This is a genomic window from Streptomyces sp. MP131-18 (assembly GCF_001984575.1).
GTDB classification, from domain to species: domain Bacteria; phylum Actinomycetota; class Actinomycetes; order Streptomycetales; family Streptomycetaceae; genus Streptomyces; species Streptomyces johnsoniae.
In genome coordinates this window covers 5316711-5331737 of sequence record NZ_LZNS01000001.1, presented here as the reverse complement: position 1 = coordinate 5331737, position 15027 = coordinate 5316711, and the positions used below count along the sequence as shown (strand labels likewise).

Annotated in this window: 6 protein-coding genes; all 6 read right to left on the bottom strand. The window is 77.4% G+C overall.

The features are described 5' to 3' along the window. Positions 1-2: 2 nt before the first annotated feature. The 6 genes from STBA_RS24115 to STBA_RS24090 are packed head-to-tail and all read right to left on the bottom strand — an operon-like array spanning position 3 to position 14852. On the bottom strand, positions 3-1061 hold the full coding sequence (locus tag STBA_RS24115) for a class I SAM-dependent methyltransferase (protein WP_107485103.1): 1059 nt from the start codon (positions 1059-1061) through the stop codon (positions 3-5). A 36-nt stretch (positions 1062-1097) separates the two neighbouring features. Next, positions 1098-2294: a glycosyltransferase gene (locus STBA_RS24110; RefSeq protein WP_077061236.1), complete on the bottom strand. Its 1197-nt coding sequence runs from the start codon at positions 2292-2294 to the stop codon at positions 1098-1100. Next, a complete protein-coding gene (locus STBA_RS24105; RefSeq protein ID WP_253195271.1) occupies positions 2291-3145 on the bottom strand; it encodes an alpha/beta hydrolase in 855 nt (284 codons plus the stop codon). The genes STBA_RS24110 and STBA_RS24105 overlap by 4 nt, the downstream gene beginning before the upstream one ends. Before the next feature lie 9 nt (positions 3146-3154). After that, entirely contained in the window at positions 3155-3526 is a 372-nt protein-coding gene (locus STBA_RS24100) for a phosphopantetheine-binding protein (RefSeq protein WP_077061234.1), read from the bottom strand. Beyond that, complete coding sequence (locus STBA_RS24095; RefSeq protein ID WP_290443905.1) at positions 3523-8013, bottom strand: beta-ketoacyl synthase N-terminal-like domain-containing protein; 4491 nt, start codon at positions 8011-8013, stop codon at positions 3523-3525. The genes STBA_RS24100 and STBA_RS24095 overlap by 4 nt, the downstream gene beginning before the upstream one ends. Further along, complete coding sequence (locus STBA_RS24090) at positions 8010-14852, bottom strand: type I polyketide synthase (protein WP_077061233.1); 6843 nt, start codon at positions 14850-14852, stop codon at positions 8010-8012. The genes STBA_RS24095 and STBA_RS24090 overlap by 4 nt, the downstream gene beginning before the upstream one ends. Positions 14853-15027 lie beyond the last annotated feature (175 nt).

Genomic DNA, 15027 nt, shown 5'->3' with positions numbered 1-15027 from the left:
GCTCACGCCCCGCGCCTGGCGATCACCCGGTAAGCGTTCGCCAGCCTGCCGCGCCTGGCCGGAACGGCCAGCAGCGCGTCAAGCCCCTGCGCCGCGGCCAGCGCGGGCAGCGCCGCGAGCACCCCGCCCTTGCGCACGAAGCGCGCCGCCGCGCCCGGTCGGCGCACGTCCCAGGGCACGTCGTCCCGCGGCAGCACCCGGTTCAGCAGAAACCAGCATGCGGCGATCACGTCCCCGCGCACGTGCGCGGGGCGGGGGCGGACATCGAGCACCGTGAAGCCGAGTCCGGTCAGCTCCTTGCGCATGTTGGCCAGGGGCACGAGGTTCAGATGCTGCGGCTGCAACCACGGCATCCAGTACCGGCCGAACAGCCGCGCCGACAGCGACTCCGGGTCCGGCACCTCGATCACCAGATGGCCGCCCGGCCGCAGCGCGGCGCGCGCGGCTGCCAGCTCGCGCCGCGGGTCCTGCGTGTGCTCCAGGTAGTGGAACATGCTCACCACGTCGTAGGCCCCGGCCAGCTCCGTGCTCGCCAGCTCCGTCAGGAAGCCGCGGAACGCCCGCGCCACGCGGCCCGACCGTTCCGCTCCCAGCACGGCTTCGCCCATGTCGAGACCGTGGAACTCGGTGTCCGGCAGCATCCGCCGCGCCGCCGCCGGGAAGGCCCCGTTCGCCGTCCCCACGTCCAGCCAGGTGCCCGACGTCACATGCGGCGTCACGGCCGCCACACTCGCGCGGAAACGCGGGCCTGCGCCCTCGAACAGCCGCCCGATGGTGTCGGCGCAGAAACCGTCGTAGAAGTCCCGGTAGTAGAACGCGAGACCCGCCTCGCTCAGCCGCGGATTCTGGAAGACGTGCCCGCACGCCCCGCACCGGTCCACCGTGAACTCCCCCGGCTTTTTCTGGAACCAGTCCCGGGTGCGCACCCGGCACGTCAGCCGTTCCGACCCGCACCACGGGCAGTCCGTCCTGCGGGGCAGCAGGAACGGCTCCAGCCCGCCGGCCAGCTCCTCGCGGTAGTCCGCGCGCGCCCGCGCGATCTGCTCCGTGTCCGGCGTCATCCTCTGGCTCTCCTCACCTCTCGGGAGCGGCGCCGCTCATGTGCCCGCCGCCAGCTTCTCCGCCCGTTCCGCCCGTTCCACCTGCTCCACCTGCTCCGCCGCGGCCGCCGCACCGCCCGCGGCCCGGAAGGAAGCGGCGACACGGCGCGCCGACGCGGCGTACCCGGGCCCGGACAGCACCGCGTCCAGCGCGGCGCCGACCGTCTCCGGGCCGCTGCGCCCGAACCTGACCCGCACCCCGGCCCCCGCCGCCGTGACCTGCCCGGCGATCACCGGCTGGTCGTCCCGGATCGGCGCCACGACCAGCGGAACGCCGTGCCACAGCGCCTCGGCCACCGTGTTGTGCCCGGCGTGGCAGACCACGGCGGCGGCCCCGGCCAGCAGCGGCAGCTGCGGCACCGCCGGCCGCACCAGCAGGCCGGGGGCGGCCGACGGCGGCCCGAGCACCCCGCCCGGATCGGCGACCACCGCACGCAGGCGGTCCGCCCGCTCGCGCACGGCGGCCACGCACGCGCCGAGGAACCGGGCGCCCGCCGCGCTGTTCGCCGTGCCCAGCGTCACCAGCACCAGCGGCAGCCCTCCGCCCTCCCCGACCCAGTCCCACGGGAACGCCGCATCGCGCGGGCGCGCGCCGAGCGCGGGCCCGACGAACGCCAGCGGCCCCTTGTCCGGCGGCACGGGCCCGGCCAGCTCGGGCGTGGAGCACACGATCGTCAGCCAGGGCGAGAACCGCGGATCGTGCCCGGCCTCCGGGTCGCCGAACCGCGCCCGCAGCCCGGCCAGCAGCTCGGCGGTCCAGGCGCCGACCTTCGGCAGCCCCACCGCCCCGGTCAGCTCCCCCGAGGTGCTCGCCAGCGTCACGAACGGCAGCCCGGCGCGCTCGGCGGCCAGCGCGCCCGCCACCGTCTGCTGATCGGCCACGATCAGATCCGGCCGGAACCGCTCCACCGCCTCCGCCACACCCGGCAGCATCGCCTCGGCCAGCGGCCCGAACCAGCGTTCCCACAGGAACTTCAGCGCCGCCACCCCGCGCAGCCCGTCCGGCCGCGCCGACCAGTCCGGCTGCACCGCGCAGGCGAACACCCGGCCCTCGTCCGGGAGCAGCCGCGCCAGCAGACCCGGCTCGCCCGCCCACGCCACGGCGTGCCCGCGCCCCACCAGCTCGCCCGCGACCGCCACGGCCGGATTCACGTGCCCCACCAGCGGGGGCACCACGAAGAGGAACCGGCTCACCGGCCCTCCCCGCGCACCGCGCCGCCCGCGCCCGCGTGCTCCCCCACCCAGTCGAGTGCGAGCCGGCCGACCGCGTCCGGTGCCTCCACCAGCACCGAGTGCTTCATCCCGGCGACCTCGGCGATCCGCGCCCGCGGCAGTACCGAGGCCAGCCACGCCGACTGCGGGCCGACGAGGCCCCGGCTGCCGTTCACCAGCAGCACCGGGCAGTCGACGGCACGGATCTCCTCTTCCGTCACCGGCCGACCCGCCGTGATGTCCTGCACGATGGTGGTCGAGCCGATCAGCCGCCCCGCGGACCGGCCGAGCCGCTCGATGCGCGCCTCGTGCCGCGGCCCGCTCCTGGTGGACGAGACCGTCCCGTACAGCTCGACGAACCGCGAGAGCGACCCGGCGTCGAGCCCGCCCCCCGTGGTGTCGCGCAGCGCGGCGCGCATCGTCGCCGCCCACTGCTCGGTCGCCGGACCCGACTCGATGACCAGCACCGAGGCGGTGCTCCCCGGCCACCGCAGCGCGTGGTCGAGCGCCACGGTGCCGCCGAAGGAATTGCCCACCAGGTGAACGGGCCGGGTGACGCCGAGCCGCCTCAGCAGCGCCCGCAGGTCGGCGCCGAAGTCCTGCACGGTGTATCCGGAACGCGGCCGCTCGCTGCGCCCGTGCCCGCGCATGTCGTACATGACGGCCTCGCAGCCCCGCGCGGCGAACGCGGGGCCGAGCGTGAAGTAGAAGCTGGCCAGGCTGTCGATGAACGCGCCGTGCAGGAACACCACGACCGGCGCGGGCCGCTCCGCCGCGGCCTGCCGCGGGGGCAGCCGCACCACGTTCAGCGTCACGCCGTTGGCCTCGACCATCGGCACCGCTCAGCGCTCCCCGGCCGGCTCGATGCCGCCGAGCACGTGGTCGACGAGCCGGCCCACGGTCAGCTCGATCAGCTCGTCCAGCTCCATCCCCGCGATCAGCTCGGCGAGGTTGACCCGCTCCCCGTACCGGTCCGCCAGGCGCTCGGAGAGGGCGACCAGGTCGATGCTCTCCAGCATCAGGTCCTCGCCGAGGCTGGTGTCCATGCCGATCTCGAACCCCAGGTCCTGCGCCTCGCCCGCCTCGCCCGTCTCCCCGGTCTCTCTGGTCTCGTCGGTCTCGTCGGTCTCGTCGTCGCCGAGGATCGAGGTGATCATCCCGGCGATCGTGGCCAGCACGGCCTCCCTGGTCGCGACCGGCTGTACGACGCTCACTCGCTCTTCTCCTCGTGCTCGTTGGGTACGGTCCAGGCGACGGCGTAGACCCTCGCCCCGTGCGTGACGCGGGTGCAGCGCACCCGGTGGCGGCCCGTGCCCGTGGCCACGACCAGCTGGTCCCGCCCCGCCTCGACGACGGCGAAGTCCCGCGGGCGGCCGCGGAATCCGGTGCCCTCGGCCTTGGCCGCGGCCTCCTTCGCGGCCCAGAACCGCGCGAACCACGCGTCGCCCGGCTCGGCGCCCCCGGCGGCGCACGCATCCAGCAGCGCGCGTTCGTCCCGGCCGAGCGCCACCGCGACGGCGCGCTCGGTGTCCGGCGCGATCAGCTCCACGTCGATGCCCGCGCCCGCGCCCGCGGTGCGGGCGAGCGCGACGGCCACGTCCTTGCGGTGCGCGAGCGACAGATCGAGCGGCGGCAGCGCCCGGCCGTGCCGACCGGTGGCGAACGGCCGCCCGGTCGGCTCGTTCCCGATGCCGATCTCCGCGGGGAAGACGTCGCCCTCACCATGCCGCCACAACCACCCGCGCACCGCGTCCTTCGCGGCGATCCTGCCGAGCAGCCACTCCCTGCGCCCGCGCGGGGGGCGCCGGGCGTAGGCGGCACGTTCCTCGCTGCCGAGCTGGGTGCCCATCACCAGCTCCCGCGAGGCCAGATCGGGCCACTGGTCCGTCAGCAGCCACCAGCCGCCCGGCTGCTGACGCGCCAGCGGGCGCCGCTCCGGGTAGCCGCCGGAGCGCAGCGAGAGCGGCCCGGCGAACCTGCGGTCGCGCCACCCGTCGATCTCCGCCCACACCCGGCCGCCCACGGTCAGCTGGACGTCGGCGGTCACGGACGTCTCGTCGAGGCCGGTGACGCGGACGGTGCATTCCACGTCGGTGCCGGGCGGGGGCTGCGGCCCGTGGAAGCGGATCGCGTCCATCTGCACCGGGAAGACGATGGCCCGGCCCGGCCTGGTCGCCATCAGCCAGTACCCGAGGAGCTGGCCGACATTGTCCAGCAGCGCGCCCGGCGCGGCGGGCGCGGTGATGGTGCCGCGGATGTGCCGTTCCCCGGTGCCGGCGAGGCGGGTGACGCCCTGGAACGCGGGGCCGTGGAACATCCAGCGGTCCGCGTACAGGTCGGCGGGGCCGTGCGCACAGGGCCACTCCATGCCGGGGGCGGGCGCGGGCCAGGGGGCGGGCGGCGCGGGGTGGTGCGCCGCGACGGTGACGCGGGCGCGGGCGTATGCGCCGAAGGCGACCGTGAACGCGCCGCCCGCGCCGGGCGTGACGGTGATGTCGGCGGTCGCTTCCGGCAGGGCGTCCGCCCACTGGTCGAACCGCACGCCGTGCAGCGCCGTCGCACGGCGGCCGGGCGCCGCCCGCTCCGCGGCGTCCTGCATGTGCTGGACGATGGTGGTGGCGGGCACCACGGGCCGCCGGTCGGCGATGTCGGGCCAGCCGGGCGGCTGCGCGAAGAAGCAGTGGTCGAGCAGGTAGGGCATGGTGCGGGTCGAGATCCGCAGCGTGCTGCGCAGCGGCGCCGCGGGCGGCCGTGGCGCGCGGGCCGCGGTGATGACGCGGGTCGCGGCACCGGCGGTCTCGGCGAGCAGCGCGGCCAACTCCCCGGCGGCGGGGACCCGTTCGCCCAGGTCGCGCAGTCCGGCCAGCTCGGGCTCCGCGGCCCCGGCCGGAGCCGGAGCCGGGTCCCGCGCCCCGTCCCGGGCCGCGCGGTCGGCCAGCGCGCACCGCAGCGCGGCGCCGAGGGCCGCGCGGTCCTCCGCGCGCAGCGAGACCAGCGGGCCGCCGAGCGGCAGCCGCGCCGACGGCACGCCGACGCGCGGCACGGCGGCGCGCGCCGGCTGTGCCGCGGGGCCCGGCTCGGCCTCCGCCGCGGCGGGCGAACCCTCCGTCCACAGCGCGAGCGCGACGCGGCGCAGCTGCGCGAGGCCGCCGCGGTGCGGTGAGTTTGCCGCCACGGTCAGGTGCGGGCGGCCGGTCAGCGTGTCGTCGATCAGCGAGGCCAGCTGCCCGGTGCCCGCCTGCACGAACACCCGGTAGCCCGCCGCGTGCATCGCCTCGATCATCGGCCGGAACCGCACCGGCTCCAGCAGGTGCCGCCGGAACAGCTCCCGCACGCCCGCCGGATCGGCCGGGAACGGCGCGGCGGTCGTGGCCGACCACACCGGCAGCGCCGCGGGCAGCACCTCCAGCCGTTCCGCGCTCGCGGCGAGCGGCGCCAGGAAGGGCGCGAGCATCGGCGTGTGGAAGGCGGACCTGAACGGCAGCACCCGCCCCAGGACCCGCCGCGCGCGGAACCACCGCACCAGCTCCGCCACGGCAGGCTCGGGACCGCAGACCATCGTCTGGTGCGGCGAGTTGTCATGGCTGAGCACGATGTCCGGCCGGCCGGCCAGCGCCTCGGTCACCCGGTCCGCCGCGGTGCCGAGCACCGCGAACACCAGACCGGGCACCACGAGGGAGTCCGGGTCGAACGCGGCGAGCAGCCGGTCGGACTGCTCGCGCCCGTACAGCCCGCCGGCGACCATCGCGGACCACTCCCCGACGCTGTGCCCGGCCACGCCGTCCGGCACCACGCCCATCCGCCGCAGCGCCGCCTCGATCAGCCCGCCGACCGACAGCACGCCGAGGCCCTGCCGCACGGTGTCACCGGTGTCCGCGGCGGCGCGCGCCGGCAGCGCGAGACCGAACCGCTCGGCCACCTCCGCGAGCCCGCGCGGCTCGAACTCGGCCTCAAGACCGGGGAAGACGAACGCCAGCAGGCCGGGCCGCGGGCCGCCGAGCAGGGGCCGCGGGCTGAACCACACATCGTCCCTGCCGCGCCAGGCCCGGCCGCGCGCGACCGCGCGGCGGGCGAGCGCGATCCGCTTCGCGGTCGGCTCGACGAGCCCGAGCCGGCTCTCGCCCTCGGCCGCGGGCGCGGCGGCGGGCGGCTGCGGCAGGGCACGGACCGCGGCGTCGTCCGCGTCGAGCAGCTCCGCCAGCGGCCGCGGGCCCGCGGCGGCGAGCCGCAGCACCCGCTCCGGCTCGCGCACGGCCGCGGGCCCGGCACCCGCACCCGCGGCGGCCCGGCCGTCGGGGGCGTCCGGGTCCTGTTCCAGCACGAGGTGCGCGTTGATCCCGCCGAAGCCGAACGCGTTGACCGCGGCGCGGCGCGGGCCGCCCTCCCAGGGCGCCGCGCCCGCCAGCGGCCGGAACACGGTCCGCGCGAGCGCCGGATGCGGATCGTCGCAGTGCAGCGTGGGCAGCAGCGTCGCTCGGTGCACGGCCAGCGCCGCCTTGATCAGGCCCGCCGCCCCGGCCGCGGGCATGAGATGGCCGATCATCGACTTCACCGAGCCGATGACGGGCGCGTCACCCGCGCCCGGCGGGCCGAACACCTCGGCCAGCGTCGCCAGTTCCGCGGCGTCCCCGGCGGGCGTCGCGGTGCCGTGCGCCTCGATCAGCCCCAACGCGCCTGGCGCGCGGGGGTCGAGGCCCGCGGCGCGCCAGGCCAGCCGCACGGCCCGGGCCTGGCCGCCCGGGTCCGGGCTGACCAGGCCCCCGGCCCGGCCGTCGCCCGCGACCCCGGAGCCGCGGATGACGGCGTACACCCGGTCGCCGTCGCGCCGGGCGTCGGCCAGCCGCTTGAGCACCACGACTCCGGTGCCCTCGCCGATGAGCAGGCCGTCGGCCCCGGCGTGGAACGGGCGAATGCGCTGGCTCGGCGAGAGCGCCTTCAGCTGGGCGAACACGCTCCACAGGGTGATGTCGTGGCAGTGGTGCACGCCCCCGGCGAGCATGACGTCGCACGCGCCGGAGGCCAGCGCGGCGATCGCCTGGTCCACCGCGATGAGCGCGGACGCGCAGGCCGCGTCCACCGTGTAGGCCGGGCCGCGCAGGTCGAGGCGGCCGGCGAGCCGCGAGGCCGCGAGGTTGGGCACGAGGCCGATCGCGTGCTCGGGGCGGTGCGGCCCGAGCCGCTCCTCGAAGGCGGCACGCACCCGGCTCAGCTGCTCATCGCCCAGCTCGGGCAGCAGCTCGCGCAGGGTGCGGGTGAGCTGGTGCGCGGTGCGCAGCCGCTGGTCGAGGCGGGCCAGGCCGGGCGAGAGGTAGCCGCCGCGGCCCAGGATCACGCCCACGCGGTCGCGGTCGGGCAGCCGCTCGGTCCCGCCCGCGTCCGCGATGGCGTCCGCGGCGACCGAGAGCGCGATCAGCTGATCGGGCTCGGTGCCGGACACCGCGCCCGGCATGATGCCGAACCTGGTGACCTCCACCTCGGCGAACTCGTCGACGAAGCCGCCGCGCCGGCAGTACACCGGGTCCGGGTAGTAGGCCGGGTCCCAGCGCTCGCCCGGCACTTCGGTGATCGCGTCGGTGCCCGCGACCAGATTGCGCCAGTAGGTCGCCAGATCGGGCGCGCCCGGCAGCATCGCCGCCATGCCGACGACGGCGACCGGGGGGACCGGGGGGACCGGGGGGACCGCCCCCCGCGCCGCCGTCACGCGCCCCACCCGTCCGCCGCGGTGTACACGACGGTGGCCTGCGCCGGATCGCCCCAGGCCAGCTCGTCGAGCAGGGCCCGCGCGCCTTCGTCCGGCTCGATGAGGCCGACGCCGCGCCGCGCGTAGTCCCGCCCCAGCTCCGGCGAGACCATCCCCGGATGCGCCGCGGACGGCGCCCACGGCCCCCAGTGAACGGTCAGCGCGCGCGCCCCGGTACGGGCCGCCCAGGCGGCGGCGACGCCTTCGAGCGCGTCGTTGGCCGCGGCGTAGTCGGCCTGCCCCCGGTTTCCCAGTACGGCGGAGACGCTGCCGAACAGCACCGCGAACCGGGGTACTTGGGACAGCTGGGCCACCGCGTCGAGCAGCGTTCGCGCGCCGTCCACCTTGGTGGCGAAGACCCGGGCGAAGGACTCGGGGGTCTTCTGGTCGATCAGCCGGTCCTCGATGACCCCGGCCGCGCACACCACGCCGTCCAGCCGCCCGTGGCGCGTGTGCACCGCCTTGACGGCCTGCCGCACCGACTCCGGGTCCAGCAGGTCGGCGGACTGGTAACGGGCCTCGGCGCCCAGCCCGTTCAGCTCGGCGAGGGTCGCGGCGATCTCCCGCTGGGCCAGGATCAGCGCGGCCTCGCGCTCGATCGCGGCCGGGTCGGCGCCGCCGCGGGCCGCGAGTGCGGCGCGCAGCGCCGTACGGTCCGCGGCCCGCGCCGTGTCCGCCGCCTCGGGCTCCACGGCCTGCGGGGTGCGGCCCAGCAGCTCGATGCGGCAGCCGGTGGCCGCGGCGAGCGCGGTGGCGACGTGCGCGGTGATGCCGCGGGCGCCGCCCGCGAGCAGCACCACCGCGTCGCGGCCGAGGCCGAGCGCCGTGCCGTCGGCCGCGGCCGAACGCCCTGGGGGCGGCGTCAGCGCGGCCGGCGCGGTCGCGTAGCCCTGCCGCCCCGCGGGCGTGTGCAGGACGACGGGGGCGCGGTCCGCGTCGGCCAGCTCGCCGAGCAGCAGCGCGGCGGTCGCGTCGGCGGGCGCGGCCGGGTCGATGCCGACCACGCGTGCCAGGGTGCCGGGGTATTCGCGGGCCACGGTGCGCAGCAGCCCGTCGAGGCCGGTGGCCCGGCCCTCGGCCGGGCGCACGCACAGCAGCCGCCCGGGGCCGAGCCGCAGGGCTGCCCGGATCACCGGGAACGCGGCGGGCAGCGGCGGGCGCTCGGCCCCGCCCGCGAGCGGCCCGAGCAACAGCACGCCGTCCAGCGGGCCTTCGCGCTCGGACAGCAGGTGTCCTGCCGCCCGCGGCAGGGGCTGGGCGCCGCGGGCGGCGAGTGCGGCGGCGAGGGCTTCCGCGTGCGGCCCCTCGCCGAGCAGGGCGAAGCGCCGCCCCGCGAGGTCCCCCGGCTCCGGCTGCGCGGCGAGCGGCACGCGGTGCGGAACGAGCCGCTTCGGCGCGGTGCCGCGCGGCACCTCCGGCCGCGGCACATCCGTCCGCGGCACATCCGTCCGCGGCTCGGCCGAGCGCTGCGCGGGTACGGGTGCGGCGGTACGCCCGGCCAGCCAGTCGGCGATGGCAGCCGCGGTACGGGCGCCGGAGAGCCGGTCGACCTCGGCGTCCGTCAGCGGCGCCGCGCCAGGACCGCTGAGCCGCGCGGCCAACTCGCCCGCGATCTCGGTGCGTTTGATGGAGTCGATGCTGAGGTCGGCCTCCAGGTCGAGTGCCGGGTCCAGCATGTCCACGGGGTAGCCGGTGCGTTCGCTGATGACGCCTAGCACGGTGTCCAACGTGCTGGCGGCCGGTCGCGCGGCGGCCTCCGCCGTGGGCGCCGCGGGCGCCGCGCCGGCCGGGGCCGCCGGGGCGGCGGGCGTCACGGGAACGGGCGCGTCGGCGCTCAGGGCGGGCAGAGCGGACGGCGCGGGCAGCGCGGGGCCCGGCTCGGGGAGCACGCCTGGCGGCGCGGCACCACCGAAGTAGGACAGGAGCACATCGCGCTGGGCCGCGACCAACTCCCTGGTGGTGGTGAGGAACTGCGTGACCAGCGCGTCCCGTGCGGCCGGCTCGCCGGTCCCGGGCGCGGCGGCCGGAACGCGCCGGGCCGGGCGCAGCCCGCCTGGCAGCGGCTCGCCGTCCGCCGTGCGCACCAGGTGCCCGTCCACCAGCCAGCCGGGCGCCCGCTCGGGCACGGGCGCACCGCCCCTGCCGTGGAACAGCCAGCCGGTGCGCACGTCAAGACCGGCGACGGCCAGCTCGGCGAGCGCGCTCAGCAGGCCGCGCAGCCCGGCGTCGGGCCGCGGCTCGACGGCGACGGCGTGGTGCGGGCGGCCGGCGAGGATCTTGCGCACCAGGCCGGTGAGGACGGCGCCGGGCCCCGCCTCGACGAACACCCGGGCCCCGGCCGCGTACATGGCCTCGATCTGCGCCACGAACCGCACGGGCGCGCTGAGTTGAGCGGCCAGCTCGGCGCGGATGGACTCGCCCGCCGCCGGGTAGGCGGCGGCCGTGCGGTTGGCCCACACGGGGAACTCCGGGGCGCGGAAGCGGTATCCGGCCAGCGCGCGGGCGAACGCCGGTCCCGCGTCCGCCATCAGCGGGCTGTGGAAGGCGCAGGCCACGGGCAGCGGTCTGGGCGTGAGGCCCGCGGCGCGCAGCCCCGCCACGGCCTCGGCGACCGCGGCGGTCCCGCCGGAGATGACGCACTGGTCCGGCGCGTTGTCGCCCGCGAGGACGACGTGCCCGTCCCGCGCCGCGGCCCCGTCGGCGAGGAGCCGTTCGACCTCGGCGGCGGGCGCCGGCACGACGGCCATGGCGCCCGGGTCCCCGGCGGCCGAGGCGAGGAGCGCTTCGGCCCGCAGGCCGCTGAGCCGCAGCAGGTCGGCGGGGCTCAGCGCGCCCGCCGCGCACAGCGCCACCAGCTCGCCGTAGGAGTGGCCGCCCGCCAGGTCGGGCCGGATGCCGGCGCGGCCGAGCAGGTCGAACGCGGCGAGGCCGACGGCGCCGAGGGCCGGCTGGGCGACGCGGGTGTCGGTGACGGCGGCCCGCTGCCGTTCCGCCGCGTCCTCGTCGAACGCGGCGGGCGGGTACAGGGTGTCGGCGAGCCCCGGCAGCAGGCCGAGGTGGCGCTGCGTTTCGGGGAACGCGAGGAACAGCTCGGCGAACATGCCGGGCCGCTGGCTGCCCTGGCCGGGGAAGAGGAACGCGACCCGGCCCGGCGGCTCGGGCGTCTCCGTCGTCTCCGGCGTCTCGGGCCGCTCGGGCGCGAGGTGGATGCCGAGGGCCGGGTCGTGGCCGCCGGCCAGCGCCTTGCGCAGGGCCGCGGCCAGCTCGCCGGTGCTGCCCGCGACCACGGCGATGTGCACCGTGCCGCCCGCGGCGTCAGAACGGCGGGCGGTGTCCCGCGCGAGGCGTGCCAGCGGGGCGTGGCCCGTCTCCAGGGCGGCGAGCAGCCGTTCGGCCTCGCGCACGGCCGTGGCCCGGTCGTGGCCGCGGAAGGTGAACAGCTCGGCGGGCCACACCTCGCGGCCGTGCGGGGGCGGCGGCGCGGCATGGCCGCCGAGCACCACGTGGAAGTTGGTCCCGCCGAAACCGAAGGCGCTGACGCCCGCCAGCCGTTCGGCCGCGGGCAGCGGCCACGGGCGCGGCGCGGTGTGGAAGACGAACGGGCTGCGTTCGCGGTCCCAGGCCGGGTTGGGCCGCGTCAGGTTGCCCGTGGGGGGCAGGGCGCCGGTGTGCAGGGCGAGCGCGGTCTTGATGAGCCCGGCCAGACCGGCCGCGCACTTGGTGTGCCCGATCTGCGACTTGACCGAGCCGAGCGCACAACTTCCGGGCCGCGCCCCGGCCTCGGCGAACACCTCGGTGAGCACGGTCAGCTCGGTGCGGTCGCCGACCACGGTGCCGGTGCCGTGCGCCTCCACCAGGCCGACGTCGGCGGGCGAGACGCCCGCGGCGCGGTAGGCGCGGCGCAGCGCGGCGCGCTGTCCCTCGGGCCGCGGCGCGGTCAGTCCGCGGGCGCGGCCGTCGCTCGACGCGCCGACGCCCTTGATCACGGCGTAGACGCGGTCGCCGTCGCGCTCGGCGTCGGCGAGGCGTTTGAGGACGACGCAGGCGACGCCTTCGCCGAGCGCGATGCCGTCGGCCCCGGCGTCGAAGGTGCGGGAGCGGCCGGTGGGCGAAAGGGCGCCCACCGAGGCGAACATGAGGTAGTCGTTGATGCCGTTGTGCAGGTCGGCGCCGCCGCACAGCACCGCGTCGCTCGATCCGGCGGCCAGCTCCTTGCAGGCGGCGTCGACGGCGGCGAGCGAGGAGGCACAGGCCGCGTCCACGGTGTAGTTGGCGCCGCCGAGGTCGAGGCGGTTGGCGATGCGGCCCGCGATGACGTTGGCCAGTATGCCGGGGAAGGAGTCCTCGGTGAGCGGCGGCAGTTGCTCGGCGAGCCCCGGGGGCAGCTCCGCCAGGTAGGACGGCAGGACGGTGCGCAGCGCCGCCGCCTGGGACAGGTCGCTGCCGGACTCGGCGCCGAAGATCACCGAGGTGCGGGAGCGGTCGAACGGGCGCGCGCCGTACCCCGCGTCGTCCAGGGCGCGGCGTGCCGCCTCAAGGGCGAGCAGCTGGACCGGCTCGATGCTGCCGAGCGCGGCCGGCGGGATGCCGTAGGCCAGCGGGTCGAAGGGTATACGCGGCAGGAACCCGCCCCACTTGGAAGGACTGGTCGGGTGGGTGCCGTCCCCGCTCCCGTCTCCGTCCCCGGCCCCGTCCGCCCGGTAGTAGACGCGCGTGTCCCAGCGCTCGCCCGGCACTTCGGTCACCGCGTCGTGGCCGCCGAGCACGTTGGCCCAGAAGGTGCCGAGGTCGGCGGCGTCGGGGAACATGCAGGACATGCCGACGACGGCGATGTCCAGCGGGGCGGGCGGCTCGGCGGCGTCCTGGGCCGGGGCGGCCGAGGCGCGCAGCGCGGCGGCCCGCGCCGCGAAGTGCTCGGCGGCGCCGGGGCCGACGGCCCGGTGCAGCTCGCCGACGGTGGTGGTCCGCGCGCGCAGCACGGCGACCTCGCCGGCCATGAACATCCCGGCGGCCAGCTGCCGTTCCTCCGAGGCGGGGACCAGCTCGGTGCCGACGCGCTCGACGCCCCTGCTGGCGATGCGGAGCCGCCCGAGGTTCAGCTTCTCCAGCTCGGGCCAGGCTTCGCGCTCGGGCACACCCGCCTCGCGCAGCGCCTGCCGCGCGGCGTCGAACTCACCGGTGAACGGGCTGGTCACGCACCGCGTGGCGTGCCCGGGCGCGGTGGCGAGGAGCGCGGTGGAACCGGCGGTGAGGACCTGCCGCTGGAAGACCGGGCCGATCGCGCCGCGGGCGACCGCCTGCTCGGTGAAGAGGTAGGCGGTGCCCATGAGAACGCCGACCGCGGCGCCGCGTGCGGTGAGCGGCGCGGCGAGCGCGGCGACCATGGCGGCGGAGCGCTGGTCGTGGATGCCGCCCGCGAACAGCACCTCGATGCCCCCGCCGCTCTCCGGCGCGCGGCCCGGCTCGTCGAGGAAGCCGGTGAGGACGGCGAGCTGCGCCTCCCACAGGGCGAAGCTGGTCAGCGGGCCGACGTGGCCCCCGCACTCCGAGCCCTCGAAGACGAACCTGCGGCTGCCCGCGGCCAGATACTGCCGCAGCAGTCCGGGGGTGGGCACGTGCAGGAACGTGCGGACGCCCGCGGCTTCCAGGTCGGCGGCCTGCGCGGGCCGCCCGCCCGCGATGACGGCGTGGCTGGGGCACACCTCGCGGACGACGGCGAGCTGCGCGGCGCGGATCTCCTCGTCGGCAAAGCCGAGCAGCCCCACGCCCCAGGGACGGTCGCCGAGGGCGGCGCGGGTGGCGGTCAGGATGTCGCGGGTCTGCTCGCCGGTGGCGAGGGCGAGGGCGAGGAACGGCAGGCCGCCCTCGGCCGCCACGTCGGCGGCGAATCCCGGCCGGTCGCTGACCCGCGTCATCGGCCCCTGGGCGATGGGCAGTTCCGTGCCGAGGGCGCGGCTCATGGGGGAGCCGGGGCGCAGCGCGCGGGACGGAGCGTCGTCGCGGAATGTGGCGGTGACGGCCGAGGAGACGGCGGCGACGGCGCGGGCCGCGGTGCCCCACCGGTCCGCGAACCGGGCGGCGAGGTAGCCGTCCTGGCCGACGGGCAGCGGCGGCCCGGCGGGCCCGCCGGGGCCGGGGCGGTGCAGCACCCGGTGGCCGTCCGCGGTCACGGTGGTCTCGGTGCCGTCGAGGCGGCGGACGACGGCGGCGAGGTGCTCGGGCAGCTCGGACTCGGCGAGCAGCGCCAGTTGGGTGTCGAGCACGACTCCGGCGGCACCCCCGGCCACCGCCGCGGCGGCCGTGTGCGGGCCGATCCCGCCGCAGGCCCAGACCGGAACGCCGGGGGCCTCGCGGACGAGCAACTGCTGGAGCAGCACGAAGGTGCTCAACGAGCCGCCGCGGCCGCCGCTTTCGCTGCCGCGCGCGATCAGCCCGTGCGCGCCGGCGTTGACGGCGGACACGGCCTCGGCCGCGCTGGTCACCTCGGCGAGCACGCGCCATCCGGCGGGCAGATCCGCCGGGTGCCAGGGCGCGCCGTGGCCCAGTACGGCGGTGAGGCCGGGGAGGTCGCCCATGTCCTCGGGGGCGAGCGCGCAGTCCGCACCGACGCGGACGCCGAACGGGCCGCCCGCCCAGGAACGGAGTCTGGAAAGCGCCTCGGCCGCGTGCCGGTCACCCGGTCCCAGATCCAGCACACCGAGCCCGCCGGCCCGGCAGACGGCGGCGGTGAGCCGGGCATCAGGCTCCCCGAAGGGACTCACACCGATGACGAGGGGATAATTTGCTGAGACGGGCGCCATGGCACTCCAAGTGCAGGACGTGTGGGGTTTCGAACGCGCGCATCCGCTTTTTCGCCTGGCTTCTGGGCAGCCTTATTGCCGTCATTATTACCGGCACCCCAGTGACGTGCAACGTGGTCTTCGCCGCTGCTGGACGGGGCGACACATCCGGCCCGTTTCCGGCGAATTCCGCCGC